Genomic DNA, 26773 nt, shown 5'->3' on the forward strand with positions numbered 1-26773 from the left:
GTTGCTGCTGCCCCCGCCCTTTGTGGTGAATCGTTGTGGGGCTGTGTTCCACCGCAATGGCACAAAACTGTGGCACGGCCAGTCGCCCGGGCTGGGCAACCGGCGTCGCCGCCGGTCAGCCCCGCATCAGAGATTGCCCTAATCGGCCTTGCGCATCACCAGAGTCGCATTGGTGCCGCCAAACCCGAAGGAATTGGACAGCGCCACATTGATCTCTTTCTTGCGCGGTGTCTTGGGCACCAAATCCATGCTGGTTTCCACCGACGGATTGTCGAGGTTCAGCGTTGCCGGAGCAATGCTGTCACGCATGGCCAGGAGGCAGAAGATGGCCTCAACCGAGCCGGCAGCGCCCAGGAGGTGACCGATGGCCGATTTTGTGGAGCTCATAACCGCCCCGGCGGCGGCATCGCCCATGACGCGCATGACGGCGCCCAGTTCGATTTCGTCGCCGAGCGGGGTCGAGGTGCCGTGGGCGTTGATGTAGTCGATCTCGGCGGGGCTGATGCCAGCGCGCTTGATCGCCGCGCTCATAGCACGGAACCCGCCATCGCCATCGGGCGAGGGAGCCGTGATGTGATAGGCATCGCCCGAAAGGCCATAACCAACCACTTCGCCATAGATCTTGGCGCCGCGGGCCTTGGCGCGCTCATAGTCCTCGAGCACGACAATGCCGGCGCCTTCGCCCATGACAAAGCCGTCGCGATCCTTGTCATAGGGGCGGGATGCAGCTTCCGGATTGTCGTTAAAGCCCGTCGACAGGGCCCGTGCAGCCGAAAAACCGGCGAGAGCCAGCCGGTTAACGCAGCTTTCGGCGCCGCCGGCGACCATCACATCGGCATCGCCGAGTGCAATCAGCCGGGCCGCATCGCCAATGGCATGCGCGCCGGTGGAGCAGGCGGTAACCACGGAATGGTTGGGACCCTTGAGGCCAAAACGGATCGAAACATGGCCGGAAGCCAGGTTGATCAGGCGGCCAGGGATAAAGAACGGGCTGATCCGGCGCGGACCTTTTTCGTGCAGCGTGATGGAGGCATCATAGATGCCGCCGACCCCGCCAATGCCAGAGCCGATCAGAACGCCGGTGCGTTCCTGATCTTCCTGGGTCTTGGGCTCGACTCCGGCGTCCTGAATGGCCTGCGTTGCCGCGGCCATGGCATAGACGATGAAAGGATCAACCTTGCGCTGTTCCTTGACGTCCATCCAGTCGTCGGGATCATACTTGCCCTCGGCATAGGGGCCGAGCGGCAAGCGATGAGCGATCTGGCAGGCGATGTCGTCGACCTGGAAATCGTCGATGCGCTTGGCGCCGCTCTTACCAGCCAGAAGATTGGCCCAGGTTGCTTCTACGCCACATCCTAAAGGTGTGACGAGACCCAAACCGGTGACGACGACGCGGCGCATTTCCATTGTCGAGCCTATCGTGCGCCGGCCTTAGCCGACAGCCTTGGTGAGGAAGGAAACTGCGTCACCAAAAGTCTGGATGGATTCAGCAGCATCGTCCGGGATCTCGACCGAGAATTCTTCCTCGAACGCCATCACCAGCTCGACCTGATCGAGCGAGTCGGCGCCCAGATCGTCGATGAAGCTCGCCTTTTCGACGACCTTCTCAGCATCCACATTGAGGTGTTCCACAACGATCTTGCGGACCCGATCAGCGACATCGCTCATATTTGACTTCCCTTTTTCGAAATCGAAGTTTCGGTTGCTTCTTATTGGCGCCTAGCCAAATCTTCAAGCGCCGTCTTGGGCTGCCACACCGGAATATCGGCTTCCAGCACAGCTTTTCCCGGGACGGGGCCGTCCTTGCAGTGGGGCCGATAGGGGCGCCCGCTGCCCTATCCTAACGCAGCACCGGCGATTTAGATCATCGCCATGCCGCCGTTCACGTTCAGCGTATGCCCGGTGATATAGGCCGCAGCATCGCTGGCGAGGAACACCGCGCAGGCCGCCACTTCCTGGGGCGTGCCCAGACGGTTGGCGGGGATGGTCGACAAAATCCCCTCGCGCTGCTTGTCATTGAGTTCATCGGTCATGGCCGAAGCGATAAAGCCCGGCGCGATGGAATTGACCGTGATGTTGCGCGAAGCCACTTCATGGGCAAGTGCCTTGTTCATGCCGATAAGGCCGGCCTTGGAGGCAGCATAATTGCCCTGCCCCTGATTGCCCATGACACCCACGACCGACGAAATGCCGATGATGCGCCCAAAGCGCTGCTTCATCATGCCGCGCAAAACGGCACGGTTGAGGTGGAAGGCGGCGGTGAGATTGACCGCGATCACCTCGTCCCACTCCTCGTCCTTCATGCGCATGAAGAGGTTGTCGCGCGTCATGCCGGCATTATTGACCAAAATATCGAGCCCACCCAGCGCCGCTTCCGCGGACGGCACGAGCTTGTCGACGTCATCGAGCTTGGAGAGATTGCACGGCAGGATCGGGCTGTCGGCGCCAATTTCCTTGGCAACATCCTCCAGCGCTGCCTGGCGGGTGCCGCTCAGCGCCACCTTGGCTCCCGCTGCGGCGAGCGCCTTGGCGATCTCGCGCCCGATGCCGCCGCTGGCGCCAGTTACGAGGGCGCGCTTGCCGGTCAAATCAAACATGGGACAGCTCTCCGCAGATAATCAAACAGGGGATCAACAAGAATCAGGCGGACAGCGTCGCGGCGAAGGCGGCGATGTCGTCGGGCGTGTTGACCGCCACAGCAGTAGCCTCAGGGTTGATGCGTTTGGCAAGGCCCGTCAGCACCTTGCCGCTACCCAGCTCGGCCAGATGGGTGACCCCGCCCTCGCCGGTGAGCCAGGTCACGCTTTCGGTCCAGCGCACGACGCCGGTCACCTGCTCGACGAGACGCTGGCGGATCGCGTCGGGATCGCTGATCGGCGCGGCCAGCACATTGGCGACCAGCGGCACAACGGGAGCCTGCATCTGCACCTCGGCCAGCGCTTCGCGCATGGCGTCGGCGGCAGGCTGCATCAGGGCGCAATGGAACGGGGCACTGACAGGCAGCAGCAGGGCACGCTTGGCGCCTTTGGCCTTGGCCAGCTCAATGGCGCGCTCGATGGCGGCGACTGCACCCGATACCACGACCTGGCCGGGGGCATTGTCATTGGCGACATCGCAGATTTCGCCCTGGCCCGCTTCTGCCGCGACGGCACGGGCGGTCTCGAGATCAAGGCCTAACAGCGCCGCCATGGCGCCATGACCGACCGGAACGGCCTTTTGCATGGCCTGCCCGCGCGTCTTGAGCAGCCGCGCCGCATCGGCAACAGTAAAGGTGCCCGCCGCGCAAAGGGCGGAATATTCGCCCAGCGAATGGCCCGCCACATAGGCAGCGTGATCGGCAAGGCGCACGCCGCGTGCTTCGAGCACCCGCATCACCGCAATGCTCACCGCCATCAGCGCCGGCTGCGCGTTTTCCGTCAGGCGCAACATCTCGTCCGAACCTTCGAACATGATGGCTGACAACCGCTGCCCCAGCGCCTCATCGACCTCGCCGAACACGGCGCGCGCTTCGGGGAAGCTCGCGGCCAGATCCTTGCCCATGCCAACTGCCTGGCTGCCCTGGCCGGGAAAGGTGAATGCATAGCGGGTCATTGACGGCGTCCTTGTTGCTCGGGAGCGGCGCCGCTCCCTCTTGGGAGGGGCGTTTGCCGGGTGTGTGTGGCAGAGTCAAGGCACTGGCCGCTGCCCCCGGCCATCCAATCTAGTTGTTGAGGCCAGCCGCCTGGCGGGCCGAGCGCTCGGCGACGTCACCGGCCTGCCGGATCTCGGCTTCGGTTTGCCCCAGGGCACGAGCACCTTCTTCGGCTGCGCGACGAGCAGCGACAACCGCATCGCGCCGCATCTGCTCGGTCATGGTGCCGGCCCGCGACCGCAGATTATCGATCGTCGCCTGGGGGTTGGCCATCGCGTCAACCGCGGGCGCCAGCGATTCGGGCACGTTGAGCTGCAAGGTGCGCGAACCATCGGGATTGGTTTGAACACTTGCCGCAGGCTCCCGGTCCGGCGCGTCATCACAGGCCACAAGCCCAAGGGTGGCAAGGAGCGCGAGTGGGGCAAACAGCTTTTTCATGCGAAACAAAATTCCTGGTAACGTTGAGTGGTCTCGCCATGGCAAAGCCTGAGCCGCCGGGCGGTTCCAAAATAGCCAACAGGCCGAAAAGCCTTGTGCGAAGCCCCTCTTTGGCCTATGTGACCCGCAGCATTCGTTTGGCCGGGGGCTGAACGGAGGGTTGGTGCATGGGGTTTCTCCTGCGCCGATAGGACCAACAAGTCCGGCCTCCCGTGTTCCCGCTCTTTGCAAGACTGCTTTGACGCCGTTCCCGGCTTCAAAGAGGCTCCGCGCCAGCAAGTGCACTGTGTTGAACCACAAAGGAAGGCGCATCAATGGCCCTTTACGAGCATATCTTCCTGGCGCGCCAGGACGTTTCCCAGCAGCAGGTTGAAGAGCTGACCGCTGCTCTGACCGAAGTCCTCGCTTCTGGCGGCGGCAAGGTCACCAAGAATGAATATTGGGGCCTCAAGGGCCTCTCCTACCGCATTCGCAAGAATCGCAAGGCCCACTACACGCTGATGAACATCGACGCTCCGGCTCCTGCCGTTGCCGAGATGGAGCGCCAGATGCGCATCAATGAAGACATCCTGCGCTTCATGACCGTGCGCGTTGACGAGCTGGAAGAAGGCCCGTCGGCCATGATGCAGAAGCGCGACCGTGATGACCGCGGCGACCGCGATGGCGGCCGTCCTGATCGTGGTGGCTTCGGCGGCGAACGCCGTCCCCGCCGTTTCTAATTCAAGGACCTCAAAGCTATGGCAATCAAAGACCTTACCACCGCCCAGGCCCGCCGTCCGTTCCAGCGCCGGCGCAAGACCTGCCCATTCTCGGGCGAAGGCGCTCCCAAGATCGACTACAAGGACGTGCGTCTGCTCAGCCGCTATGTATCCGAGCGCGGCAAGATCGTTCCCTCGCGCATCACCGCCGTTTCGGCGCTCAAGCAGCGTGAACTGGCTCGTGCGATCAAGCGGGCCCGCTTCATCGGCATCATGCCTTACGCTGTTCAATAAGCTCACTGGGACGGCCAGTTAGCGGCAATCTGCTGCGCTTCCGGTGCTCACGTACTTCAGTACGCTCCGCTCCGGTTCTCGCAGATCACCACTATCCGACTCGTCCCAGCGGCTTTTTGTCCGCGTAAGTGCCTGCCACAGTGCCCCTCACCAGGGCACATCGCTGGGGTTCCGGATGGTCCGGGGCTCCTAACCGTCCATGAGACGGGACAGCCACAAGGAAATTGCAATGAAAGTTATCCTGCTCGAACGCGTCGGTCGCACCGGCTCCATCGGCGACGAAGTGACGGTTAAGGACGGGTTCGCCCGTAACTACCTGCTGCCCCAGGGCAAGGCCTTGCGCGCCACTGCCGGCAACCGCTCCAAGTTCGAAGCCGAACGCGCCCATATCGAAAAGCGCAACGAAGAGCGCCGCAACGCCGCTGCCGGGATCGCTGAAGGCCTCAATGGCCATGTGGTGGTGATCATCCGCCAGGCCGGCGAAACCGGCCAGCTCTACGGCTCGGTTGCTTCGCGCGACATCGTCGAGGCCCTGGCTACCGACGGCTACACCGTACAGCGCTCGCAGGTGGACCTTGCCGACCCGATCAAGTCGGTCGGCATCCACACCGTCGCACTCAACCTGCATGCCGAAGTTGCGGTCACCATCACCGTCAACGTCGCTCGCTCGGAAGACGAAGCAAGCCGCCAGGTGGCTGGTGAAGACCTCACCGTCACCCAGTATGACGATGACGAGGCTGGCGATTTCGCCGCCGGCCAGGCCGATGCGGCCCAGGACGATCGTTTCGACGACTCGATCTAAAAACCTTCTGCCCAAATTTGTGAAAGGCCGGGCACCCTGCCCGGCCTTTCGCTATTTCCAGGCGCTTCGATTCGCCCCCATCTTGCCGCGTTCGCGCGCTAGCAAGGCAATCGCGCCCGCCATCCCCGTTATGCCCATAGTTCACAACCTTGTTCGCCAGCCGTTAACCTTTGTGGCGTAGCGCGAGACTCCCGGCTCCGTGCCATGGTTAAGAAGCGTTAACGATCCCTTAGGAGGTCCGCATGGCAGAGATCGCGCACTTCCCCCGCGCCGAAGAAAAGCCCCTTCGTCTGGCGCCACACAATGTGGAGGCCGAACAGGCATTGCTGGGCGCGGTCCTGGTCAACAACGAAGCGTTCTACCGGGTCTCGGACTTTCTCGAGCCCGTGCATTTCTACGAGCCCATCCACCGCGAAATCTACGAGGTGATCGGCAAGTTCATCCGCGCCGGCAAATCGGCCGATCCGATCACCATCAAGAGCCACCTGCCCGAGCAGCTACTCGCCGATATGACCATGCCGCAATATCTGGCGCGGCTGGCGGCCGAAGCAACCACCGTGCTCAACGCCGCCGATTATGGGCGGGCGATCTATGACCTCGCAATTCGCCGCAACCTGATCCTTGTGGGCGAGGAGATGGTGTCGGTCGCCTATGAGTCGGACGTCGACATGAGTCCGAACCAGCAGATCGAAAAGGTCGAGGGCGAGTTGTTCCAGCTCGCCGAAAAAGGACGCTATGACGGCGGCTTTCAGGCCTTTGGCGCTGCGCTCACCGCCTCGATCCGGATGGCCGGCGAAGCCTTTCAGCGCGACGGTGGGCTTTCGGGCGTTGCCACCGCGCTGCACGATCTTGACCGACAGATGGGCGGGTTGCAGCGCTCGGACTTGATCATCCTGGCCGGCCGCCCCGCCATGGGCAAGACCTCGCTCGTGACCAATATCGCCTATAACGTCGCCAAGGCCTGGAAGGGCGATGTCACCCCCGACGGGCACAACCGCACGGTGGATGGCGGCATTGTTGGCTTTTTCAGCCTTGAAATGAGCTCCGAACAGCTTGCCACCCGTATTCTGGCGGAGCAGGCGGAAATCTCCTCCTCCGATATCCGCCGCGGCCGTATCCATGACAGCCAGTTCTCCAAGCTGGTGGATGTGTCCAATGCCATGAGCCGGGTGCCGCTTTATATCGACGACACCGGCGGCATCTCGGTGGCGCAGATGGCGGCCCGCGCCCGGCGCCTGAAGCGGCAAAAGGGTCTGGACCTCTTGATCGTCGACTATTTGCAACTGCTGTCCGGCTCGTCCAAATCCTCGAGCCAGAACCGCGTGCAGGAGTTGACCGAGATCACCACCACGCTCAAGGCGCTGGCCAAGGAGCTGGAAGTGCCCATCATCGCGCTGTCCCAGCTGTCCCGTCAGGTGGAAGCGCGCGACGACAAGCATCCCCAGCTCGCCGACTTGCGCGAATCGGGCTCGATCGAGCAGGACGCCGACGTGGTGATGTTTGTGTATCGCGAAGAATACTATCTCAAGAACAAGGAGCCCAAAGAGGGCACGCCCGAGCACATTGCCTGGCAAAGCGAGATGGAAAAGGTGCATGGCAAGGCCGAAGTGATCATTGCCAAGCAGCGTCACGGCCCGACCGGCACGGTGCAGCTCTCGTTTGAGGCGCAATATACCCGCTTCGGCAATCTGGCTCGCGCCGATTACCTCCCCGAGCGAATGGAATAATTCATGGCCCTGCAATCCGGCCTGGGCGGCCAGTTGAGCATCGATCTTGGCGCGCTGGCCCGTAACTGGCGCGCCCTCGACAAAGTCAGCGCCGGAGCGCTGACTGGCGCCGTGGTGAAAGCGGACGCCTATGGCACCGGCATCACCCAGGCCAGCAAGGCCCTGTTTGCGGCAGGCGCCCGATTCTTTTTCACCGCAACCCCTGACGAGGCGCTTTCAGTGCGCGCCGCCCTGCCCGAAGCCCATATCTTTGTGCTGGACGGGCTTTACCCCGGGGCGGCCAATCTTTACGTGCGGCAAAACCTGATGCCGGTGATCTCCTCGGTGCCTATGCTTGAGGAATGGCTGGCCAAATGCGTGGAGCGCAACGAGGCCTATCCTTGCGCTTTTCATTTCGATACCGGCATGAACCGCCTGGGTTTCCGGCTCAACGAGGCCGAGGAAGTGCGCGAGCGCACCGCGGCGCTTGGTTATCAGCCGCAAATGCTGATGAGCCACCTGGCCTGTGCCGACCAGCCCAACCATGAAAAGAACCGCACGCAGCTGGCGCTGTTCAGCTCCGTGCTCAACCAATTCCCCAATATCCCGGCCTCGCTCGCCAATTCGGCCGGGCTGATGACCGGACGCGAATATCATTTCCAGATGGTACGACCTGGCATCGCCCTTTATGGCGGGCGCGCGGTCAACGGGCGCCGCAACCCGATGGCGCCCGTGGCAACGCTGCACGTGCCCATCTTGCAGGTGCGCGAAGCCCGCACCGGGGAAACCGTTGGTTACGGCGCCCATTATTCGCTGGCCCGCGACAGCCGTCTGGCGATCCTTGGTCACGGCTATGCCGATGGCTGGCTGCGTTCGCTGTCCTCGGCAACGGCGCGGCAGACCGCCAAGGCCTATATTCGCGGCAAGCTCTGCCCCATCATCGGGCGCATCTCGATGGACCTTTCCATCGTCGACATCACCGAGCTCGGTTCCGACCTGCCCCTTCCCGGTGAAGCGGCGGAAATCCTGGGCGCCAATGTGCCGGTGGACGAGCAGGCCGATGCCGGCAATACGATCGGCTATGAATTGCTGACTTCGCTGCGGCTGGCTCGGGTCAACCGGGTATATCTCGGCGACGGCGTCGGCGAGGATTAGCGTTCGTCTTTTGTTCTTGCCGCCCCGTCGTCCTTGTCGTATTGCCTGAGGGGAAACGAGAGGGTGCGATGGGCGTATATGTGATCCTGCTGCGGGCCATCGGTCCGGTCACGCACAAGATCATGTCCATGGCCGCCTGGCGCGATGCGGTAGCGGCCGCCGGCTTTACCGCGCCGCAGACCTATATCGCTACCGGCAACATGATCGTGCAAAGCGACGATACGCCAGCCGAGGTGGAGCGCCGGATGAACGAGATCGTCCGCGGCTTGGGCTTGGGCCCCGGCAATGTGGCGGTGGTGCGCACCTCAGCGCAGGTGCGCCAGTTGGTGGACAGCAATCCCTTCCCCGAAGCGGCGGCCGAGCGTGGCGGGCAGATGGGCGTGTATTTCTTTGTGGACCCCAGCCCGGACTTCGGCTGGGTCGCCCAATATAACGGCCCGGAACAGTTGCATGTCGAGGCCAACCACCTGATCGTCGATTATACCAGGAAGATCTCTGCTAGCCCCAAGCTTCCCGGTCTGATCGAGAAGCGATCGGGCACCGCCACCGCCCGCAACTGGAATACACTCAAAGGACTGGCCGAACGCGCCAGCGCCCGCGAGCAGAAGGATCACTGACTTGGCAAAATCGCGCTCTTCCTTTGTCTGCCAAGCCTGCGGCGCGGTCACCAGCCGCTGGCAGGGCCGCTGCGACGCTTGCGGCGAGTGGAACACCATTGTCGAGGAACTTACCGATAGCGGCGTGGGCGCGGGACCCAAATCGGCCAGGGCTGGCGGCAAGCCGACCAATCTCGTGCCCCTTTCGGGGGAAACCGAAACCGCGGCGCGCGTCATCACTGGCATTGCCGAACTCGACCGGGTGACCGGCGGTGGCTTCGTGATGGGTTCGGCCCTGCTCGTGGGCGGCGATCCCGGCATCGGCAAGTCAACGCTCCTCTTGCAATCGGCAGCGGCGCTTGCCAATCGTGGCAAGCGCGTCGTTTACGTGTCGGGCGAAGAAGCGGTGGCGCAGGTGCGCCTGCGTGCCCAGCGGCTGGGGCTGGGGGAAGCCGAAGTGTTGCTCGCGGCCGAAACCAATGTCGAGATCATTCTCGCCACGCTCGAAAACGGGCCGCCGCCCGATCTTGTCATCATCGACTCCATCCAGACCCTCTGGACCGACCGCGTCGACAGTGCGCCGGGCACCGTCACCCAGGTGCGCACCTCCGCCCAGGCGCTGACGCGCTTTGCCAAGAAAAGCGGCGCCGCCGTGGTGCTGGTGGGCCATGTGACCAAGGACGGCCAGATCGCCGGCCCACGCGTCGTCGAGCACATGGTGGATGCCGTGCTGTATTTCGAGGGCGACACCAGCCACACTTTCCGCATCCTGCGCGGCGTCAAGAACCGCTATGGCGCAACCGACGAGATCGGGGTTTTCGCCATGACCGAGCGGGGGCTCGAACAGGTGGCCAATCCATCAGCGCTGTTCCTGGATCAGCGTGACGAAGGCGCCGCCGGCTCGGCCGTGTTCGCCGGGCTCGAAGGCACTCGGCCGCTGCTGGTTGAAATCCAGGCCTTGGTGTCGCCCTCGCCCTTGGGTACGCCCCGGCGGGCGGTGGTGGGCTGGGATTCCTCGCGCCTGTCCATGGTGCTGGCGGTGCTGGAAACCCGTTGCGGCGTGCGGATCGGCGCCAACGACATCTATTTGAACGTGGCGGGCGGGCTCAAGATCAACGAACCGGCAGCCGACCTCGCCGTTGCAGCCGCGCTGATCTCGTCCCTCACCGGTTCGCCCCTGCCGGCGGATGCGGTGTATTTCGGCGAAATCTCGCTCGCCGGCGGTGTGCGGCCGGTGGTGCACGGCTCCTTGCGCCTGCGCGAAGCCCATAAGCTTGGGTTCAAGTCGGCTTCCACCGGGCGCCTTGCTAGCAATGACCGGCATGGCGGGCTCGACATCGCAGAATTCTCGGTGTTGTCCGAACTGGTTGGGCGCATTGCCGCCAATGGCAAGGCGCCCGCCCATCCCGGCGAGGACGACTAAGCAGCGCCTTTCAGGGGACATCCTGCCGCGCCCCCGGGTCCTGCCCTTGGCATCTCAGCTTAAAGCAGTTAAACGAGGCGCTTGTTGCACCTGACCCAACAAGCAGAACAGGCAAATAGACTATGCTAACAGCGTTCGATGTCGGTGTTGGTGTGCTGGTGCTGATTTCAGCAATCCTGGCCACAGCCCGCGGCCTGACCCGCGAAGTCTTGTCACTCGCCACCTGGGCCGGTTCGGCCGCGATTGCCATCTATATGTGGCAATATCACCCCGAAATCGCGCGGCAATATATCGCCGAACAGGTGGTCGCCGATATCGCCACCGTAGTTGGCACCTTCATCATTTCCCTGATCGTGCTGCATCTGCTCACCATGCGGATTGCCGACTTTGTGGTGGATAGCCGGGTTGGGCCGATCGACCGTACGCTGGGCTTTGTGTTCGGCGTGCTGCGGGGTGTGCTGATCGCCATTGTCGTCACCATTTTCGGCACCTGGCTCCTGGGCAGCAACCTGCCCCCCTGGGCCGCCCAGTCCCAGACCCTGCCGCATCTGCAAAGCATGGGCAATTCGCTGATCGCCATGCTGCCGCCTGACCTCGAAGAACAGGTTACCGAAATCCTCAAGGGTGGCACTGGCCTGACCGATGACGCCGAGGACGCCCCCGGCCCTGCCGACGAAGGCACCGATACCAATGAGGACGGCACAGTCCCGCCGCCGGCAGGCGCGCCGACAACGCCTCCCGCACCGGTCACGCCAGCTACGGGGGCGTGATCAAGCCTTGGTGACCCGGCCAGCATGGGCATGCCTGCCGGGCCATATCGGCATTGGTACATGCCGCCTGAATAAGGTATGGGTCACCATCCGCTATAGTTTCTGCGCCGGACGCTTCGCACCGGCTACCGCACAAGCCTGAAATGGAGAGCCCGGTGGTCCATCCGAGCGATGACGATTTCGATCTTGACGGCGACACCCTGCATGAAGAGTGCGGGGTGTTTGGCATTTTGGGGCATCCCGATGCCCCGGCACTGACTGCGCTGGGGCTGCATGCGCTGCAGCACCGGGGGCAGGAAGCGGCCGGCATCGTTTCGTTTGATGGGCGCCAGTTTCACTCCGAGCGCCAACTGGGGCTGGTGGGCGACCACTTCACCGACCCCGCGACGCTCAAGCGCATTCCCGGCTCCATGGCCATGGGCCATGTGCGCTATTCCACCACCGGCGAAACCATTCTGCGCAATGTGCAACCCTTGTTCGCCGAACTGGAAGTTGGCGGCATTGCCATCGCCCATAATGGCAACCTGACCAATGGGCTGACCCTGCGCCGGCGCTTGATCGCGCAGGGCGCGATTTGCCAGTCGACCTCGGATACCGAGGTGATCCTGCACCTGATCGCCCGGTCGCAGCGCACCTCGTCCTCGGACCGGTTTGTGGATGCGATCGGGGCAGTTGAAGGTGCCTATGCCATGGTGGCGATGACGCGCACCAAGCTGATCGGCGCACGCGACCCCAACGGCATCCGCCCGCTGGTGCTGGGCGATCTGGATGGCAAGCCCATCTTTGCTTCGGAAAGCTGCGCGCTCGATATCATCGGCGCCAAGTTCGTCAGGGATGTCGAGAACGGGGAAGTGGTGGTCTGCGAGATCCAGCCCGATGGCTCGATCAGCATCGAATCGCTCAAGCCCTTCCCGCCCCGTCCGGAGCGGATGTGCCTGTTCGAATATGTTTATTTCGCCCGCCCCGATTCGGTGGTCGCCGGGCGCAGCGTCTATGCGGCGCGCAAGCGCATGGGCATGAACCTGGCCAAGGAAGCTCCGGTCGATGCCGATGTGGTGGTGCCCGTGCCCGATGGCGGCACGCCCGCGGCCATCGGCTTTGCCCAGCAGAGCGGCATTCCGTTCGAGCTCGGCATTATCCGCAACCACTATGTGGGCCGCACCTTTATCGAACCGACTCAGTCGATCCGTGCCTTTGGCGTCAAGCTCAAGCACTCGGCCAACCGCGCCGAGATCGCGGGCAAGCGGGTGGTGCTGATCGACGATTCCATCGTGCGCGGCACCACATCGGTGAAGATCGTGCAGATGATCCGCGAAGCGGGCGCGAGGGAAGTCCATATCCGCGTCGCCAGCCCCATGATCCATTATTCCGATTATTACGGCATCGACACGCCCGACCCAGACAAGCTGCTGGCCAACCAGCACGCGGACCTCGCTTCCATGTGTCGGTTCATCGGCGCCGATTCGCTGGAGTTCCTCTCCATTGACGGGCTCTACGAAGCTGTGGGCGGCGCCAAGCGCAATCCCCAGGCGCCCCAGTTTACCGACCATTATTTCACCGGCGACTACCCAACACAGTTGACGGATCTGAACGGGCGCTCCAAGAACGAACCCAAGCAGATTTCCTTGTTGCGAGAGGCTGGTTAATGCCTGCAGAACACGATCTTGCGGGCAAAGTTGTCCTGGTCACCGGCGCATCGCGCGGTATCGGCTATGCCAGCGCCCTCGAAGCGGCCCGTCGCGGCGCCCATGTGGTCGCGGTCGCCCGCACCGTTGGCGCCCTTGAAGAGCTGGATGACGAAATCCAGGAGCTCGGCTCATCCTCAACGCTCGTGCCGCTCGACCTACGTGATGGCGATGCCATCGACCGGCTGGGCGCGGCGATATTCGAGCGCTGGGGTGCGCTGGATGGCCTGATCGCTAATGCAGGCATGCTGGGCACGCTGTCGCCTGTGCCCCATCTCAAGCCCGAAGAATTTGAATCGGTGATGGCGGTCAATGTCACCGCCAATTACCGGCTGATCCGCGCCACCGACCTGCTGCTGCGCCAGGCGGCGGATGGACGGGTTGTGTTCGTGTCCTCGGGCGCCGCGCGCAATGTCCGGCCCTATTGGGGACTTTACGCCGCGAGCAAAGCCGCGGCCGACGCTTTGGCCAAGGCCTATGCCGGCGAAATCGAGCAAACCCGCTTGCGCGTCAATGTGTTCTATCCCGGCGCCGTGCGTACCGCGATGCGCGCTAAGGCGATGCCGGGGGAGGATCCTGAGACCCTGCCCCGCCCACAGGATGTTGCGCCGCGCCTGGTGGATTTGCTGAGCCCGTCGCTAACGCAGACGGGCCAGATCTATGACATGCGCCAAGGCGGGTTTACCCCGCTCTAGGCCGTTGTCGTGACGCCATCGAGCCGCGTCATCAGCACCTTGTCGATCCTGCGGCCATCGAGATCAACGATCTCGAAGCGCCAGCCGTCGTGCTCGAAGGTTTCGCCCACGGCGGGCAGGCGGTTGATGGTCGAAAGCACATAGCCCGCTACGGTTTCAAAACGCGCATCCTTGGGGATGGCGACCTTGAGCTTTTCACTGAACTCGTCCACAGGCATCCAGCCGGCCACGAGGTAGGAGCCGTCTTCGCGCCGGACCACGGCCGGATCGTCGCCGGTTTCTTCCTGGAACACGCCGGTGATGACTTCCAGAATGTCGCCGGAGGTGACAATGCCTTCGAAATGGCCGTATTCATCCACGACCAGCGCCATATGCACGGTGGAATTGCGAATGGCGCGCACGACGTCGAGCGCATCGGCATGATCCATGACCACTGGCACAGGCTGCACGAATTTGCGGATATCGAGCGGCTGCCCGTTGGCGAAAGTGGCGACAAGATCGGTGATCGCCACGACGCCAATGATGGAGTCGGCGTCGCCGTCCTGCACCAGGAGGCGCGAACGGTGCGTGCTCAGGATGTTGCGGCGGATTTCAGCGCCGTCATCGGCAAGATCGATCACATCTACTTCGAGGCGCGGCGTCATCAGGCCGCGCGCGGAGCGATCAGCGAGACGCATGACGCCTGAGATCATGGAGTGCTCGTCGGTCTCGATCACGCCGGCCGTGGTGGCTTCCGCGATGATGGTGCGCACTTCTTCTTCGGTGACCGTTTCTTCCATCTGGCCGCCCTGCCCCAAAAGGGTCAGCACCGCCTTGCCCGAGATGTCGAGTACCCAGACGATGGGCGAGCCAACCTTGGCCAGCAGCTTCATCGCGGGGGCGACGCGGGCGGCAACGCCTTCAGGGTCGCGGAGAGCGATCTGCTTGGGCACCAGTTCGCCCAGGATCAAGGAGATATAGGTGATGAACAGCACCACTCCGCCCACACCCACCACATCGGCGATGTTATCGGGGACACCCAGGGCTTCGAGCCAGTCGGTGAAGCGCAGGCCAAGCGTCGCGCCGGAGATGGCGCCAGACAGGATGCCGACGAGGGTGATACCGATCTGCACCGAAGACAGGAACTTGCCGGAGTCCTCGGCCAGATGGATGGCGACCTCAGCCCCCTTGTTGCCGGCATCGGCCATGGTGCGCAGGCGCGCCGGACGGGCGGAAACAACGGCGAGCTCGGACATGGCCAACGCGCCATTGACGATGGTCAGAACGATTACGATCAGGATTTCTAGGAACAAGATTTCAACGTGATACGCGGCCCCGCACTCAGCATCGGGTCGCTTCAGACACGTTGATTATGAGGCAAAGCGAGCCGAAGCACCATGGGGTGTTGATGCTTCGTCCGGTTTGGCTAGCCTAGCCGGCGCTTGCTAGGATCGTTATAGGGGTTATTGCTGCCCGAACGCACCCAGAGCCGAATGGGCGTGCCTTTGATATCAAAGGCTTCGCGCATCCCGTTGACCAGGTAGCGCTGATACGCAGTCGGCAAGGCATCGGGGCGCGAGGCAAACAGGATAAAGCTGGGCGGCCGCGTCTTGGCCTGCGTCATATAGCGCAGCTTGAGGCGGCGGCCCGAAACGGCCGGCGGCGGATGCCCCTCAACCATTCCCGCGAGCCAGCGGTTGAGGCGCGCGGTGGAAACATGGGAGTTCCAGGCCCGCTCGATGGTGAAAATCGCGTCCATCAGCTTGTCGATATTGCGCCCGGTCAGCCCCGAAAGGGTGACCAGGGGAATGCCGCGCAGCTGCGGCAAGAGCCGGTCGCAGGCCTCGCGCAGCGCCGATAGGGTGGCGTTCTTGTCCTCGATCAGATCCCATTTGTTGAGCGCGATCACCATGGCGCGCCCTTCGCGCTCCACCAGGTCGGCCAGCGCCAGATCCTGCTTTTCGAACGGGATCGTGGCGTCGAGCATCAGCACGACGACTTCGGCATACTGGATGGAGCGTAGGCTATCGCCGACAGCGAGCTTTTCGAGCTTTTCCTGCACGCGCGAGCGGCGGCGGATGCCGGCGGTATCGACGAGATTGATGGTGCGCCCTTCCCATTCCCAGGGCACGAGAATGGAGTCGCGGGTGATCCCGGCTTCCGGGCCCACCAGCACGCGATCTTCCCCGACCATGCGGTTGATGAGGGTGGACTTGCCGGCATTGGGGCGGCCGACAATCGCGACATTGAGATAGCGGCGCGGGTTCCAGCGCAGCGTGGCTTCGTCGCCCTCGCCTTCGAGCATGTCCGGGGTGATGTCGATATCGACCTCGGGCATGGCATCGAGATCGGCAATGGCTTCGGCCTGCTGCTTCTCGGCAGCGGCATCGATGGCCTGCCCGACGATGGAATAAAGCTCGGAGAGCCCCAGTCCATGCTCGGCCGAAAGCGCGATGGGTTCGCCAAAGCCGAGCTTGAAGGCTTCCACGAGCCCCGCTTCCGCAGCCTTGCTTTCAGCCTTGTTGCCCACGAGATGGACGGTCTTGCCGGCCTTGCGCAGCACCTGGGCAAAACGCTGGTCGAGCGGCACGACGCCGGCCCTCGCATCGATCATGAAAAGGATCACATCGGCTTCGGCAATGGCCAGCTCGGTCTGCTGGCGCATGCGGTCTTCCAGCGAGCCGTCGGTGACATCCTCATAGCCCGCGGTGTCGAGCACGCGAAAGGTGAGATCGGCGATATGGCCTTCGGCTTCGCGCCGGTCGCGGGTGACGCCGGGCGTATCGTCGACCAGCGCGATCTTGCGGCCGACCAGGCGGTTGAACAGGGTCGACTTGCCGACATTGGGACGACCGACAATGGCTACGGTGACGGTCATGGCATGGCTTTCTGGTGGGCGGGGCGCAAGGCTCCGCCGCTATTCAAGGACAGGATCGGTGGTTGGGGTGGCCGGAGCCGGAGCCGCGGGAGCCGTAGCTGCAGGCGCGCCCGTGGCCGGGGCCGCCGGGGCAACAGCTTCTGGCGCAGCGGGTGCCGCAGCCTCGGGTGCCGGTGCCTCAGCTGCCGGCTCGACGGGCGCGGCCTCGTCCACGACGACGGTTTCGCTCGATTGCAGCGTAGCTTCGCTGTCGGGGATCGGTTCGGGCGCAATCACGCCTTCCGACACCATCTGGCCGAGATAATAGCCCATGCGCTGGCGCGTGGTGTTCTGCGTCAGGGGATCGTTGAGCACCGATTCAAAGCTGGCCTGGGCGGCGGCAAAGTCGCCGGCCTTGTATTGCGCCAGCCCCATGGCTTCGCGCGCCGCATTGCGCAGCGGATTGCCTTCGGTGGCGATGGTTTCAACGCGCGTCTGCACATCGGCAAGCGTGCCGTTATCCACCAGCAGCGTGCCGGCAAACACTAGCGCCAGTTCGCGCAGGCGCGGATTGGACTGGGTATTGGCCAGTTCGTCGTAAACGGCTACGGCCTCGGCCGCCTTGCCTTCCTTGGCCAGCAGCCCCGCCTTGCGGAACTGCGCCAGCACCGGATAGCCGCCCGACCCATCGGCGATCAGGCGGTCGAGCTCGGTTTGGGCCGCGGCAAGGTCGCCTCCGTCGGCGAGGTCAAAAGCGGCATAAAGCTCGTCCGAGGACTGGGCCGCATTGCTCGACTGATACCAGGACCACCCTTCGTTGATCGCAACGATCAGCACCACGCCAACGGCTGCACCCAGGATATAGGGCGCAAAGCGGCGCCAGAACGCGCGCATGCGATCAGAGCGCAGTTCCTCGTCGACTTCGCGAAAGATGTTGTCCTGGGACATGGGCGGCCTGACGTCGTTGGAGAAGTGCGGGGAGCATTACCATGGGTCCCCGCGATTGCAAACGGAATGGGCTTGAGTGGGCGACCGGCCGGCCGCTCACTCCCACTCGATCGTGCCGGGGGGCTTGGAGGTCACGTCATAGACCACCCGGTTGATGCCGCGCACTTCATTGATGATGCGGGTGGCTGTGCGCCCGAGGAAGTTCATGTCGAACTGGTAGAAATCCGCGGTCATGCCGTCCACCGACGTCACCGCGCGCAGCGCACACACGAACTCATAGGTGCGCCCATCGCCCATCACGCCCACGGTCTGGACCGGCAGCAGCACGGCAAAGGCCTGCCAGATCTTGTCGTATTGGCCCGACTTGCGGATCTCATCGAGATAGATGGCGTCCGCCTTGCGCAGGATATCGAGCTTTTCGGGCGTGATGCCACCCGGGCAGCGGATGGCCAGGCCCGGGCCGGGGAAGGGGTGGCGGCCGATAAAGCTTTCGGGCAAGCCAAGCTCGCGACCGAGCACGCGCACTTCGTCCTTGAACAATTCGCGCAAGGGCTCGACGAGCTTCATGTTCATGCGCTCGGGCAAGCCGCCCACATTGTGGTGCGACTTGATGGTCACCGAAGGTCCGCCGGTGAACGACACGCTTTCGATCACGTCGGGATAGAGCGTGCCCTGGGCGAGGAACTCGGCGCCGCCGAGCTTTTCGGCTTCCGCCTCGAAGGTCTCGATAAACAGGCGCCCGATGATCTTGCGCTTGGTTTCGGGATCGACCTGCCCGGTCAGCTCGCGCAGGAACAGCTCGGAGGCATCCACATGCACGAGCGGGATATTGTAGTGGTCGCGGAAAAGGCTGACGACCTGCTCGCTCTCGTTGAGCCGCATCAGGCCGTGATCCACATAAATGCAGGTCAGCTGATCGCCGATCGCTTCGTGGATGAGGACGGCCGCCACCGAGGAATCAACGCCGCCCGAAAGGCCGCAGATTACCCGGCCGGTGCCGACCTGGGCGCGGATGCGCTCGATCATCTTGTCGCGGTAGGCCGCCATGGTCCAGCTGGACGCCACGCCGCACACTTCATGCACGAAATTGGCAAAGAGCTTGGACCCGTCAGGGGTGTGCACCACTTCGGGGTGGAACTGGGTGGCCCAGATGCGCCGGCTTTCATCGGCGATCATGGCAAAGGGCGCGCCGGGCGAAGTGGCCACGATCTCAAAGCCGGGCGGGATGGTGACGACGCGGTCGCCATGGCTCATCCAGACCTGGTGCTCGGTGCCAACTTCCCAGACGCCGGTGGTGAGGGCCGAGTGCTTTTGCACGGTCAGCTCGGCGCGGCCGAATTCGCGGTGATGGCCCGCTTCCACCGTGCCGCCCAGCGCCATGCACAAGGCTTGCTGGCCATAGCAGATGCCAAGAATCGGCACGCCGGCCTCGAGCAGTGAGGGATCAATGGTGGGAGCGTTCTCGTCCAGCGTCGAAGCGGGGCTGCCCGACAGCACAATGCCGCGCGGCTTGAGCTTCGCGGCGGCCTGGGCCGCGTGCTGGAAGGGATGGATTTCGCAATAAACCCCGGTTTCGCGGATACGGCGCGCAATCAACTGGGTGACTTGCGAACCGAAGTCCACAATCAGGATTGCGTCGGTCTCGGGATCTTTCTGGGGGTGCTGCATGGCGAGCATTTACCGGCACAAAGAGCTAAGTGCAAGCCTCGCGGATGCATGCCTGCCTAGTTCAAAAGTGCAATCGAAAGATTGAGGGCGCTGGCAAAGCTCACCCACAGCAAATAGGGCAGGAACAGCCAGCTGGCGAGCTTGTCGAGCGGGCGCGCCATCAGCATGAAGCCGATGATCGCCAGCCACATGAGAACGATCACCACAAAGGCCGGCCACAAGAGGTGCGCGCCGAACCAGACCGGCGACCAGGCGAAATTGAGCACCATCTGCGCCCACCACAGCTTCATGGCGGTGCTGCTTGGATCGACCGTAAAGATGCGCCAGCCGGCAATGCCGATCAGCACGTAAAGCGTCGACCAGACCGGGCCGAACACCCAGCTGGGCGGATTAAAGAACGGCTTTTCGAGATTGTCGTACCATTCCCCGCCCCCGCCGGTGAACACCCCGATCAGCGAGCCGATCCCCAGCACCCCGACCACAAAGACAGCGAGAAGCAGCCAGGAGCGCGGGGTGCGATGATCGGCGGTGGAGACGCTGGACATTGGGCTCTCGCGGTTGGACAGAGGTCCCCCGCTGAACGCCGTGGCGCCCGCTCGGTTTCACCGCCGCAGGATGTGGCAGTAAAAGCCGTCCGTGCCGGTCAGGCGCGGGGTCAGGGCAATGCCGCCCGCCGCGGTTGCAACGCCATCGGGAAGCGCTGTGCCGAAAGCGGCGCTCCAGAGCTCGGCGGGCGGCACCGAAACAAGGCCCGGCTGTTCGGCCCGCAGCGCCACGATCTGGTCGTCGTTTTCTTCCGGCAGGATCGAGCAGGTGATGTAAACGAGCGTTCCACCCGGCTTGAGGAAGGCGAGGCCGTCGCGCAACAGCGCCGACTGTTCGCCCATGCGGGTCGCGAGGAGTTCTGGCGAGAGCTTCCATTTGGTGTCGGGGCGCCGCCGCCAAGTGCCCGTGCCGGTGCAAGGGGCGTCGATGACGACGCGGTCCATCTTGCCCAAAAGGTCATCGAGGGCGCCCTCATGGGGGGCGCGCACCTGCACATTGCGCGCGCCATTGCGCTTGAGGCGATCATAAATGGGCGCCAAACGGTTGCGATCGCTGTCATAGGCAAAGATCTGGCCCTTGTTGCCCATAGCTGCCGCCAAGGCGAGGGTCTTGCCCCCGGCCCCGGCGCAGAGATCGAGCACCTGTTCGCCGGGCTGTGCATTGGCGAGGGCCGAGACGATCTGGCTGCCCTGGTCCTGCACCTCGAACCAGCCCTTGAGATAGCCCTCGTCGGTGGTGACATTGGGCGTGCGCGCATCGCGAGGCCCGGCCGGCATGGTCACACCCTGGGGCGCAATGGCGGTAGGCTGCGGATTGAAGCGCGCAAGGGACTTGAGCACCCGCTCGCGGCTGGATTTGAGCGTATTGACGCGCAGATCAAGCGACGGACGACTGGCCATGGCAGCCCCTTCGGCTACCCAGTCGGCACCAAAGGCCCGCTCGAGCGAGGGCGCCAGCCATTCCGACAGATCGGCGCGCACCGGAGCGGGCGCCCCCTCGAGGCTGCCGGCGGCACGGGCGATCTCGTCCTCGCTCAGCGGCTCGGGGGCATGATTGTCGCCCGCAAAAGCCGCGTTGAGCGCCTGCGGGTCCTCCTGCCAGTCGCGCAGGGCGACGGCAAGCACCAAGGCGCGCGGGGAATCGCTGCCCATCAGGAAAGCATGCGAAGCGCGGTGGCGCAGCGCGTCATAAACGAGATTACCGATAGCGGCGCGATCACCGGCGCCAGCGAAACGATTGGCCAGTCCCCAGGCCTTGAGCGCTTCGGAAACGGGGCGCTTGCGCGTTTCCACCTCGGACAGAACGGCAATTGCAGCGGCAAGGCGGCCGGGAAGGCGCATGGGCAACTCAGGCTAACAGAATGCGGAAAACCAGCACTAGCCAGAAGATGGCCAGCACCGCAAGGCCAAGGCCGTAGGCGGCAAAACGCTGCTGCACATTGTTGGTAGTCACGTGAATGGCGGCGTGAACGTAGCGCGAGGCCACGAAGAAGGCGGCCAGCAGCACTTCGATGAGGTTCGGCACCCCAGCCCAGAGCGCCAGTAGCGCGCCAATGTAAAACAGCACCGGCAGCTGAAACTGGTTGTCGAAATTGTTCGACAGCAGTCGCGCCCGCAGCGGATAGGCGGTTCTTTCCACCGCAATATCGGCGACCTTGATCTCGCCCGACAAGACGCGTGGCACCCGCTCGCGCCCCATCAGCACAAGGATGACCAGGGTCAGCAGCACCTGGGCGGCGATGGCGAGCACAAGGAGCTTGGCATTGAGCGGCATGAGGCAAGCCCCCGGTGAGACAGCGAGAATGTGACGGAGGGTTAGTCGTTCAGCGGGTCATGGCCCCAGTTCATCAGCGAAAAGCGCCAGGGCGTTTCGCTGATGTCCCCGCTCGGGCGCTGCGCCAGGTGGCGATGCACATAGCCCACCACCTTGCGCATATGCTGGTAGTCGTCATCGGTCAGCTCGGCCTTGGGCTTCCGCTTGATCTCGATGATGCGCTGGCCCGATTGGTGGCCCACCGATTCTTCGCCTTCGTCGCGATCCTTGGGCCAGCCGAACTTCTGGCTGTGCTCGGAGGCCAGCCATTTGTTGAGCTCGGCGGGCGCCATGTTGACCGCCGCGTTGAAATCCTTGCGGATCGCGTCCTTCTCCGCCTCGTCCATGCCAGCCAATCCCCCGGAGTTTGTGCCCGGGGGTAACGGGTGCGGCAGGGCGGCGTTCCGTCAGCGCCTTAGCGGGCGCTGCGATAGTTGGGGGCTTCGCGGGTGATGGTCACATCATGCACATGGCTTTCGCTGAGCGCCGCGCCCGAAATCTTGACGAACACCGAATTGTTGCGGAAGTCCTCGAGATTATGGGCGCCGGTATAGCCCATGGCGGCGCGCAGGCCCCCTGCGAGCTGATGCAGCACGGCGCCGGCCGAACCCTTATAGGGCACCTGCCCCTCGATACCCTCGGGCACGAGCTTCATCTGGTCGCGCACATCCTGCTGGAAATAGCGGTCGGCCGAGCCCGAACCCATGGCCCCCACCGAGCCCATGCCGCGATAGGATTTATAGGAGCGGCCTTGATAGAGATAAACCTCGCCCGGGCTCTCATCGGTGCCGGCGAGCAGCGAGCCCACCATCACGCAGGAGGCGCCGCCGGCCAAGGCCTTGGCCATGTCGCCCGAGAACTTGATGCCGCCATCGGCGATCACGGGAACACCGTGCTTGGCGCCCTCTTCAGCGCAGGCCATCACAGCGGCCAACTGCGGCACGCCGACGCCTGCAACGATGCGGGTGGTGCAGATCGACCCGGGGCCGATGCCCACCTTGACCGCATCGGCGCCCGCATCGATCAGCGCGCGGGTGGCTTCGGCGGTGGCGACATTGCCGGCCATGATGCGGGTGGAATTGCTTTCACGTTTGACGCGCTCGACGGCTTCGGCAACCCGCACCGAGTGACCATGGGCGGTGTCGATGACGAGGAGGTCCACCCCTGCTTCGATCAGCGCCAGCGAACGCTCGAAGCCCGCATCCCCGACGGTGGAAGCCGCCGCGACCCGCAGGCGCCCCTGGGCGTCCTTGACCGCGTTGGGATTAAGCTGGGCTTTTTCGATGTCCTTGACGGTGATGAGCCCGGTGCAGCGCCCTTCACTGTCGACCACCAGCAGCTTTTCGATGCGGTGCTTGTGCAGCAGCACCTTGGCCTCGTCCTTGCTGACGCCATCGCGCACGGTGATGAGGTTTTCATGCGTCATCAGCTCGGCAATGCGCTGGGCTGGATTGGAAGCAAAGCGCACATCGCGGTTGGTGAGGATGCCGACAAGCTTGCCGGTCATGCGCCCGCCCTTGCCGCCATTTTCCACCACGGGAATGCCCGAAATGCGGTTGGTCTGCATCAGCGAGAGCGCATCGGCCAGGGTCGCATCAGGGCCGATGGTGATGGGGTTGACCACCATGCCCGATTCAAAACTCTTGACCTGACGCACCTGCTCGGCCTGCTCGGCCGGGGTGAGATTTTTGTGGATCACGCCCATGCCCCCGGCCTGCGCCATGGCAATGGCCATGGCGCTTTCGGTGACCGTATCCATGGCCGAGGACAGGATGGGCAGGTTGAGCGCGATGTCGCGCGTCACATAGGTGGCGATGTCGGTTTCGCCGGGCAGCACATCGGAGCGTGCCGGCTGCAGCAGCACGTCATCAAAGGTGAGGGCGGAATCGCCGGTAATGGTGGTGATGATCTTTGCCAATGCCAATAACTTTCCGGTGGTCTGAGGGGGATCAGAGCTTTGGGGGTGTGAACGGGGCGAGCGGGGCGCCGGGTTCAGGTTGGCGAGGGTCTCTAGCACCCCCCGATTGCGCTGCATAGGGGGGCGGGCGCGCAGCGGGGGTGCCGGCTTTGCATGACGCGCATGCCCATGGCGAGCGCCGCCAATACAGCGCGGCAAGAGCAAGCATTCATCAATTGGTCGATCAACACTTGTTTGCGCTTTCCAGTGCCGCCGCTGGCGACCATACTGGCATTGGCTGCTGCGTCGGCCCTTCTTTTGCTTTGCCCCGGTTTTCCCTTGATCCGCGTTACACCCCTCATCCTGGCGGTCGCCCTGTTCATGGAACAGATGGACTCCACGGTGATCGCCACCTCGCTGCCCGCCATTGCGGTGAACATCGGCACCGAGCCGGTGGCGCTGAAACTGGCGCTGACCAGCTATTTTGTCGCGCTGGCGATCTTCATTCCGGTCAGCGGCTGGATGGCGGACCGCTTCGGCGCCAAGAACATTTTCCGCATCGCCATTTTCGTGTTCATGCTGGGCTCGCTCGCCTGCTCGTTTTCCTATTCGCTCGAGACCTTCGTGATCTCGCGCTTCTTTCAGGGCATCGGCTCCTCGATGATGACCCCGGTTGGACGCCTGCTGCTGGTGCGTTCGACCCCGCGCAACGAACTCGTTGCCGCCATGGCCTGGCTCACCGTGCCCGGGCTGATCGGACCGCTCACCGGCCCGCTGATCGGGGGGTTCCTCACCACCTATCTCAGCTGGCACTGGATCTTTTGGATCAATATCCCCATCGGCATTGCCGGCATTCTGCTCGCCGGGCGGTACCTCAAGGTCAAGGACGAGCGCAATTCGCGCCCCATCGACGCCGTCGGCTTTTTGCTCGCCAGCATCGCCTTTTCCGGCACCGTGTTTGGCCTCTCGGTGATCAGCCTGCCCGCCCTGCCCCTGATCTATGGCTATCTCACCATTGCCGTCGGGGTCGTCGCCGGCATTTTCTATCTGCTCCATGCTCAGCGCACCAAATATCCGCTGCTCGACCCGCGCATGTTCCGCCAGCGCCTGTTCCGCTCCTCCATCATCGGCGGCTCGATCTACCGCATCGGCATAGGCGCCGTGCCGTTCCTCTTGCCCCTGATGCTGCAGCTCGGCTTCGGACTTAACCCCTTCCAGTCAGGCGCCATCACCTTTGTGTCCGCAATCGGCGCCATCATGAGCAAGTTCATCGCCGAACGCGTTTTTGCCTGGTTCGGCTTTCCCCATGTGCTGGCCGTCGCCGGCATCATCGGCGGCGTGCTGATCGCGGTGCAGGGCACCTTCACGACCACCACCTGGGTGCCCCTGATCATGGCCGTGCTGCTGGTCGGGGGCGTCTTGCGCTCGATGTTCTTTACCGGCTCCAACGCGCTGGGCTACGCCGATATCAGCGACGAGGATGCCAGCCAGGCCACCGCAATCGTTGCTGTAGCCCAGCAACTGAGCATCGCCTTTGGCGTTGCGGTGGCAGGGGCGGTGCTGGAAATCAGCACCCGCACCCATGGCGGGGAACTGTCCCTCGCCGACTTCCAGATCGCGTTTTTCGTTGTTGGTTGCGTCAGCGCCCTTGCCGGCCTCGTTTATCTTCGCCTCCCCGCGGAAGCGGGCAACAATGTCTCGGGCTACAAGGCCCTAGTTGCCACAAAGGAGTGAGTGGGGGGCTGCCGCCCCTTGGCTCGAACACAGATTTGTCCCGCATCACGCCCCTGATCCTCGCCACCGCCTTGTTCATGGAAAACATGGACGCCACGGTGATCTCGACATCGCTCAATGCCATTGCCAGCGATATCGGCACCGACCCGATCTCGCTCAAGCTGGCGCTGACGGCCTATCTCGTGGCGCTTGCGATCTTTATCCCCATCAGCTCCTGGATGGCCGACCGGTTTGGCGCCCGTACCGTGTTTCGCTGGGCCATGGGCGTCTTCGTGCTGGGCTCGCTCGCCTGCGCCTTTGCCAATTCGCTGGAAACCTTTGTCGGCGCCCGCTTCCTTCAGGGCATGGGCGGCGCGATGATGACGCCCGTAGCGCGCCTTGTGCTGGTGCGCTCCACCGCCCGGCACGACCTGGTCGCGGCCATGGCGTGGCTGACCATCCCCGGTCTCATCGGGCCTATCGTGGGCCCCCCGTTTGGCGGTTTTCTCACCACCTATCTGTCCTGGCACTGGATCTTCCTGATCAATGTGCCGATCGGCATGGTCGGCATCGCTCTCGTCAGCAAGTTCCTGCCCGAAATGGAGCGGATCGAACCGGGCATGATGGATTTCAAGGGCTTCATCCTGGCTGGCAGCGCCTTTGCCCTCTTTGTTTTTGGCACCTCGGTGATCAGCCTGCCCGCCCTGCCGCCCCTGTTTGGCGTGATCGCGACAGTGCTGGGCATTGTGCTCGGCCTGCTTTACGTCCGCTACGCGCTGGCCACCCCCAAGCCCCTGTTTGATCTGCGGCTGCTGCGCTTCCCGTTTTTCCGCAGCGCCGTCGTGGCCGGCTCGTTTTTCCGCCTGGGCCAGGGCGCGATCCCGTTCCTCTTTCCCTTGATGCTGCAGCTCAGCTTTGGCATGTCGCCCTTTGAGTCAGGGATGGTCACCTTCGCTGGTGCCGTCGGTGCCATCATCGCCAAATTCGTCGCCAACCAGATCTTTGCCACGATGGGGTTCCGCAACGCCCTTGTGGTCGCGACGGCCGTGTCGGCGCTGGGGCTCGTCGCCATGGGGCTTTATACCCCCCAAACGCCCCTGCCCCTGATCATCGCCATTCTCGTTGTGGTGGGCTTTTGGCAATCCATCTTCTGGACCGGCAGCAATGCCTTTGTGTTTTCCGACATCAACGACAAGGACGCCGGCCAGGCCAATGTGATCAGCCAGGTCAATGTACAGCTGACCATCGCCCTTGGCGTGGCGCTGGGAGGTGGCATTCTCGAAGCCAGCAATGCCCTGCGGGGGGGCGAGTTGATCCTCGCCGATTTCCACCTGGCGTTTTTCGTTTTGGCGGGCATGTGCCTGATCTCGACGGCGCTCTTCATGCGCCTGCCCGGCAATGCCGGCCACCAGCTGACGCGCCCGGCCCCGGCGGCCGAGTAAGAGGGGGCGAGGAACTCC

At 63.6% G+C, this 26773-nt stretch carries 26 protein-coding genes; 12 read left to right on the forward strand and 14 right to left on the reverse strand.

Annotation, left to right across the window (positions count from 1 at the left end):
* Positions 1 to 138: 138 nt before the first annotated feature.
* The 5 genes from fabF to HRQ64_RS18000 all read right to left on the reverse strand — a co-directional run bounded on the left by fabF (position 139) and on the right by HRQ64_RS18000 (position 4069).
* Positions 139 to 1401, reverse strand: a complete 1263-nt coding sequence (fabF, locus tag HRQ64_RS17980) for a beta-ketoacyl-ACP synthase II (RefSeq protein WP_127755321.1) — start codon at positions 1399 to 1401, stop codon at positions 139 to 141.
* Positions 1402 to 1431: 30 nt separating this feature from the next.
* Positions 1432 to 1668: an acyl carrier protein gene (locus HRQ64_RS17985; protein ID WP_035100440.1), complete on the reverse strand. Its 237-nt coding sequence runs from the start codon at positions 1666 to 1668 to the stop codon at positions 1432 to 1434.
* A gap of 191 nt (positions 1669 to 1859) precedes the next feature.
* On the reverse strand, positions 1860 to 2597 hold the full coding sequence (gene fabG / locus HRQ64_RS17990) for a 3-oxoacyl-[acyl-carrier-protein] reductase (RefSeq protein WP_172125360.1): 738 nt from the start codon (positions 2595 to 2597) through the stop codon (positions 1860 to 1862).
* 43 nt (positions 2598 to 2640) lie between these two features.
* Complete coding sequence (fabD, locus tag HRQ64_RS17995; RefSeq protein WP_172125362.1) at positions 2641 to 3591, reverse strand: ACP S-malonyltransferase; 951 nt, start codon at positions 3589 to 3591, stop codon at positions 2641 to 2643.
* A 109-nt stretch (positions 3592 to 3700) separates the two neighbouring features.
* Positions 3701 to 4069: a hypothetical protein gene (locus HRQ64_RS18000; protein WP_127754334.1), complete on the reverse strand. Its 369-nt coding sequence runs from the start codon at positions 4067 to 4069 to the stop codon at positions 3701 to 3703.
* 314 nt (positions 4070 to 4383) lie between these two features.
* Between HRQ64_RS18000 and rpsF the strand changes: the two genes are divergently transcribed.
* The 10 genes from rpsF to HRQ64_RS18050 all read left to right on the forward strand — a co-directional run bounded on the left by rpsF (position 4384) and on the right by HRQ64_RS18050 (position 13893).
* A complete protein-coding gene (gene rpsF, locus HRQ64_RS18005) occupies positions 4384 to 4788 on the forward strand; it encodes a 30S ribosomal protein S6 (protein WP_127754335.1) in 405 nt (134 codons plus the stop codon).
* A gap of 18 nt (positions 4789 to 4806) precedes the next feature.
* On the forward strand, positions 4807 to 5061 hold the full coding sequence (gene rpsR, locus HRQ64_RS18010; RefSeq protein ID WP_035100429.1) for a 30S ribosomal protein S18: 255 nt from the start codon (positions 4807 to 4809) through the stop codon (positions 5059 to 5061).
* 229 nt (positions 5062 to 5290) lie between these two features.
* Positions 5291 to 5863 carry a 50S ribosomal protein L9 gene (rplI, locus tag HRQ64_RS18015; protein ID WP_127754336.1) on the forward strand — a complete coding sequence of 191 codons (573 nt, stop codon included), beginning with the start codon at positions 5291 to 5293 and terminating at the stop codon, positions 5861 to 5863.
* 242 nt (positions 5864 to 6105) lie between these two features.
* On the forward strand, positions 6106 to 7590 hold the full coding sequence (locus HRQ64_RS18020) for a replicative DNA helicase (RefSeq protein WP_127754337.1): 1485 nt from the start codon (positions 6106 to 6108) through the stop codon (positions 7588 to 7590).
* A gap of 3 nt (positions 7591 to 7593) precedes the next feature.
* Positions 7594 to 8724 carry an alanine racemase gene (gene alr / locus HRQ64_RS18025; RefSeq protein WP_172125364.1) on the forward strand — a complete coding sequence of 377 codons (1131 nt, stop codon included), beginning with the start codon at positions 7594 to 7596 and terminating at the stop codon, positions 8722 to 8724.
* A gap of 68 nt (positions 8725 to 8792) precedes the next feature.
* Positions 8793 to 9341 carry a DUF1697 domain-containing protein gene (locus tag HRQ64_RS18030; RefSeq protein WP_172125366.1) on the forward strand — a complete coding sequence of 183 codons (549 nt, stop codon included), beginning with the start codon at positions 8793 to 8795 and terminating at the stop codon, positions 9339 to 9341.
* Between the two features lies 1 nt (position 9342).
* A complete protein-coding gene (gene radA, locus HRQ64_RS18035; protein ID WP_172125368.1) occupies positions 9343 to 10743 on the forward strand; it encodes a DNA repair protein RadA in 1401 nt (466 codons plus the stop codon).
* Between the two features lie 122 nt (positions 10744 to 10865).
* Positions 10866 to 11513, forward strand: a complete 648-nt coding sequence (locus HRQ64_RS18040) for a CvpA family protein (protein ID WP_127754341.1) — start codon at positions 10866 to 10868, stop codon at positions 11511 to 11513.
* Between the two features lie 143 nt (positions 11514 to 11656).
* Positions 11657 to 13159, forward strand: a complete 1503-nt coding sequence (gene purF, locus HRQ64_RS18045; protein WP_127754342.1) for an amidophosphoribosyltransferase — start codon at positions 11657 to 11659, stop codon at positions 13157 to 13159.
* Positions 13159 to 13893, forward strand: a complete 735-nt coding sequence (locus HRQ64_RS18050; RefSeq protein ID WP_172125370.1) for an SDR family NAD(P)-dependent oxidoreductase — start codon at positions 13159 to 13161, stop codon at positions 13891 to 13893. Before purF ends, HRQ64_RS18050 begins: the two co-directional genes overlap by 1 nt.
* On the opposite strand, the gene HRQ64_RS18055 is transcribed toward HRQ64_RS18050, so the two are convergent.
* From HRQ64_RS18055 to guaB, 9 genes are all read right to left on the reverse strand, one after another.
* Positions 13890 to 15170, reverse strand: coding sequence for a hemolysin family protein (locus HRQ64_RS18055; protein WP_172125497.1), 1281 nt, complete (start codon positions 15168 to 15170; stop codon positions 13890 to 13892). The genes HRQ64_RS18050 and HRQ64_RS18055 overlap by 4 nt on opposite strands.
* A gap of 128 nt (positions 15171 to 15298) precedes the next feature.
* Positions 15299 to 16750 carry a ribosome biogenesis GTPase Der gene (gene der / locus HRQ64_RS18060; RefSeq protein ID WP_127754345.1) on the reverse strand — a complete coding sequence of 484 codons (1452 nt, stop codon included), beginning with the start codon at positions 16748 to 16750 and terminating at the stop codon, positions 15299 to 15301.
* Between the two features lie 39 nt (positions 16751 to 16789).
* Complete coding sequence (locus tag HRQ64_RS18065) at positions 16790 to 17677, reverse strand: tetratricopeptide repeat protein (RefSeq protein ID WP_172125372.1); 888 nt, start codon at positions 17675 to 17677, stop codon at positions 16790 to 16792.
* 96 nt (positions 17678 to 17773) lie between these two features.
* Positions 17774 to 19345 (reverse strand): glutamine-hydrolyzing GMP synthase, encoded by a 1572-nt coding sequence (guaA, locus tag HRQ64_RS18070; RefSeq protein ID WP_172125499.1) that lies wholly within the window; start codon positions 19343 to 19345, stop codon positions 17774 to 17776.
* Positions 19346 to 19401: 56 nt separating this feature from the next.
* Complete coding sequence (locus HRQ64_RS18075; RefSeq protein ID WP_172125374.1) at positions 19402 to 19890, reverse strand: TspO/MBR family protein; 489 nt, start codon at positions 19888 to 19890, stop codon at positions 19402 to 19404.
* A 57-nt stretch (positions 19891 to 19947) separates the two neighbouring features.
* A complete protein-coding gene (locus HRQ64_RS18080; protein WP_172125376.1) occupies positions 19948 to 21231 on the reverse strand; it encodes an RsmB/NOP family class I SAM-dependent RNA methyltransferase in 1284 nt (427 codons plus the stop codon).
* 7 nt (positions 21232 to 21238) lie between these two features.
* Complete coding sequence (locus tag HRQ64_RS18085) at positions 21239 to 21664, reverse strand: MAPEG family protein (RefSeq protein WP_172125378.1); 426 nt, start codon at positions 21662 to 21664, stop codon at positions 21239 to 21241.
* Between the two features lie 41 nt (positions 21665 to 21705).
* Positions 21706 to 22050, reverse strand: a complete 345-nt coding sequence (locus HRQ64_RS18090; protein WP_172125380.1) for a DUF3140 domain-containing protein — start codon at positions 22048 to 22050, stop codon at positions 21706 to 21708.
* A 68-nt stretch (positions 22051 to 22118) separates the two neighbouring features.
* A complete protein-coding gene (gene guaB, locus HRQ64_RS18095; protein WP_127754352.1) occupies positions 22119 to 23621 on the reverse strand; it encodes an IMP dehydrogenase in 1503 nt (500 codons plus the stop codon).
* A gap of 153 nt (positions 23622 to 23774) precedes the next feature.
* On the opposite strand from guaB, the gene HRQ64_RS18100 reads away from it, so the two are divergent.
* Positions 23775 to 25334, forward strand: coding sequence for an MFS transporter (locus tag HRQ64_RS18100; protein WP_282567801.1), 1560 nt, complete (start codon positions 23775 to 23777; stop codon positions 25332 to 25334).
* Positions 25335 to 25369: 35 nt separating this feature from the next.
* Complete coding sequence (locus HRQ64_RS18105) at positions 25370 to 26755, forward strand: MFS transporter (RefSeq protein ID WP_172125382.1); 1386 nt, start codon at positions 25370 to 25372, stop codon at positions 26753 to 26755.
* Positions 26756 to 26773: the final 18 nt, after the last annotated feature.

It is taken from the genome of Devosia sp. 919 (genome assembly GCF_013185965.1).
In the GTDB taxonomy this organism is placed as follows: domain Bacteria; phylum Pseudomonadota; class Alphaproteobacteria; order Rhizobiales; family Devosiaceae; genus Devosia.

Bases quoted from the DNA above. Each gene is read 5' to 3' on its own strand.
- fabF (WP_127755321.1), bottom strand. From the start codon at position 1,401: ATGCGCCGCGTCGTCGTCACCGGTTTGGGTCTCGTCACACCTTTAGGA.
- HRQ64_RS17985 (WP_035100440.1), bottom strand. From the start codon at position 1,668: ATGAGCGATGTCGCTGATCGGGTCCGCAAGATCGTTGTGGAACACCTC.
- fabG (WP_172125360.1), bottom strand. From the start codon at position 2,597: ATGTTTGATTTGACCGGCAAGCGCGCCCTCGTAACTGGCGCCAGCGGC.
- fabD (WP_172125362.1), bottom strand. From the start codon at position 3,591: ATGACCCGCTATGCATTCACCTTTCCCGGCCAGGGCAGCCAGGCAGTT.
- HRQ64_RS18000 (WP_127754334.1), bottom strand. From the start codon at position 4,069: ATGAAAAAGCTGTTTGCCCCACTCGCGCTCCTTGCCACCCTTGGGCTT.
- rpsF (WP_127754335.1), top strand. From the start codon at position 4,384: ATGGCCCTTTACGAGCATATCTTCCTGGCGCGCCAGGACGTTTCCCAG.
- rpsR (WP_035100429.1), top strand. From the start codon at position 4,807: ATGGCAATCAAAGACCTTACCACCGCCCAGGCCCGCCGTCCGTTCCAG.
- rplI (WP_127754336.1), top strand. From the start codon at position 5,291: ATGAAAGTTATCCTGCTCGAACGCGTCGGTCGCACCGGCTCCATCGGC.
- HRQ64_RS18020 (WP_127754337.1), top strand. From the start codon at position 6,106: ATGGCAGAGATCGCGCACTTCCCCCGCGCCGAAGAAAAGCCCCTTCGT.
- alr (WP_172125364.1), top strand. From the start codon at position 7,594: ATGGCCCTGCAATCCGGCCTGGGCGGCCAGTTGAGCATCGATCTTGGC.
- HRQ64_RS18030 (WP_172125366.1), top strand. From the start codon at position 8,793: ATGGGCGTATATGTGATCCTGCTGCGGGCCATCGGTCCGGTCACGCAC.
- HRQ64_RS18040 (WP_127754341.1), top strand. From the start codon at position 10,866: ATGCTAACAGCGTTCGATGTCGGTGTTGGTGTGCTGGTGCTGATTTCA.
- purF (WP_127754342.1), top strand. From the start codon at position 11,657: ATGGAGAGCCCGGTGGTCCATCCGAGCGATGACGATTTCGATCTTGAC.
- HRQ64_RS18050 (WP_172125370.1), top strand. From the start codon at position 13,159: ATGCCTGCAGAACACGATCTTGCGGGCAAAGTTGTCCTGGTCACCGGC.
- der (WP_127754345.1), bottom strand. From the start codon at position 16,750: ATGACCGTCACCGTAGCCATTGTCGGTCGTCCCAATGTCGGCAAGTCG.
- HRQ64_RS18065 (WP_172125372.1), bottom strand. From the start codon at position 17,677: ATGTCCCAGGACAACATCTTTCGCGAAGTCGACGAGGAACTGCGCTCT.
- guaA (WP_172125499.1), bottom strand. From the start codon at position 19,345: ATGCAGCACCCCCAGAAAGATCCCGAGACCGACGCAATCCTGATTGTG.
- HRQ64_RS18075 (WP_172125374.1), bottom strand. From the start codon at position 19,890: ATGTCCAGCGTCTCCACCGCCGATCATCGCACCCCGCGCTCCTGGCTG.
- HRQ64_RS18080 (WP_172125376.1), bottom strand. From the start codon at position 21,231: ATGCGCCTTCCCGGCCGCCTTGCCGCTGCAATTGCCGTTCTGTCCGAG.
- HRQ64_RS18085 (WP_172125378.1), bottom strand. From the start codon at position 21,664: ATGCCGCTCAATGCCAAGCTCCTTGTGCTCGCCATCGCCGCCCAGGTG.
- HRQ64_RS18090 (WP_172125380.1), bottom strand. From the start codon at position 22,050: ATGGACGAGGCGGAGAAGGACGCGATCCGCAAGGATTTCAACGCGGCG.
- HRQ64_RS18100 (WP_282567801.1), top strand. From the start codon at position 23,775: ATGACGCGCATGCCCATGGCGAGCGCCGCCAATACAGCGCGGCAAGAG.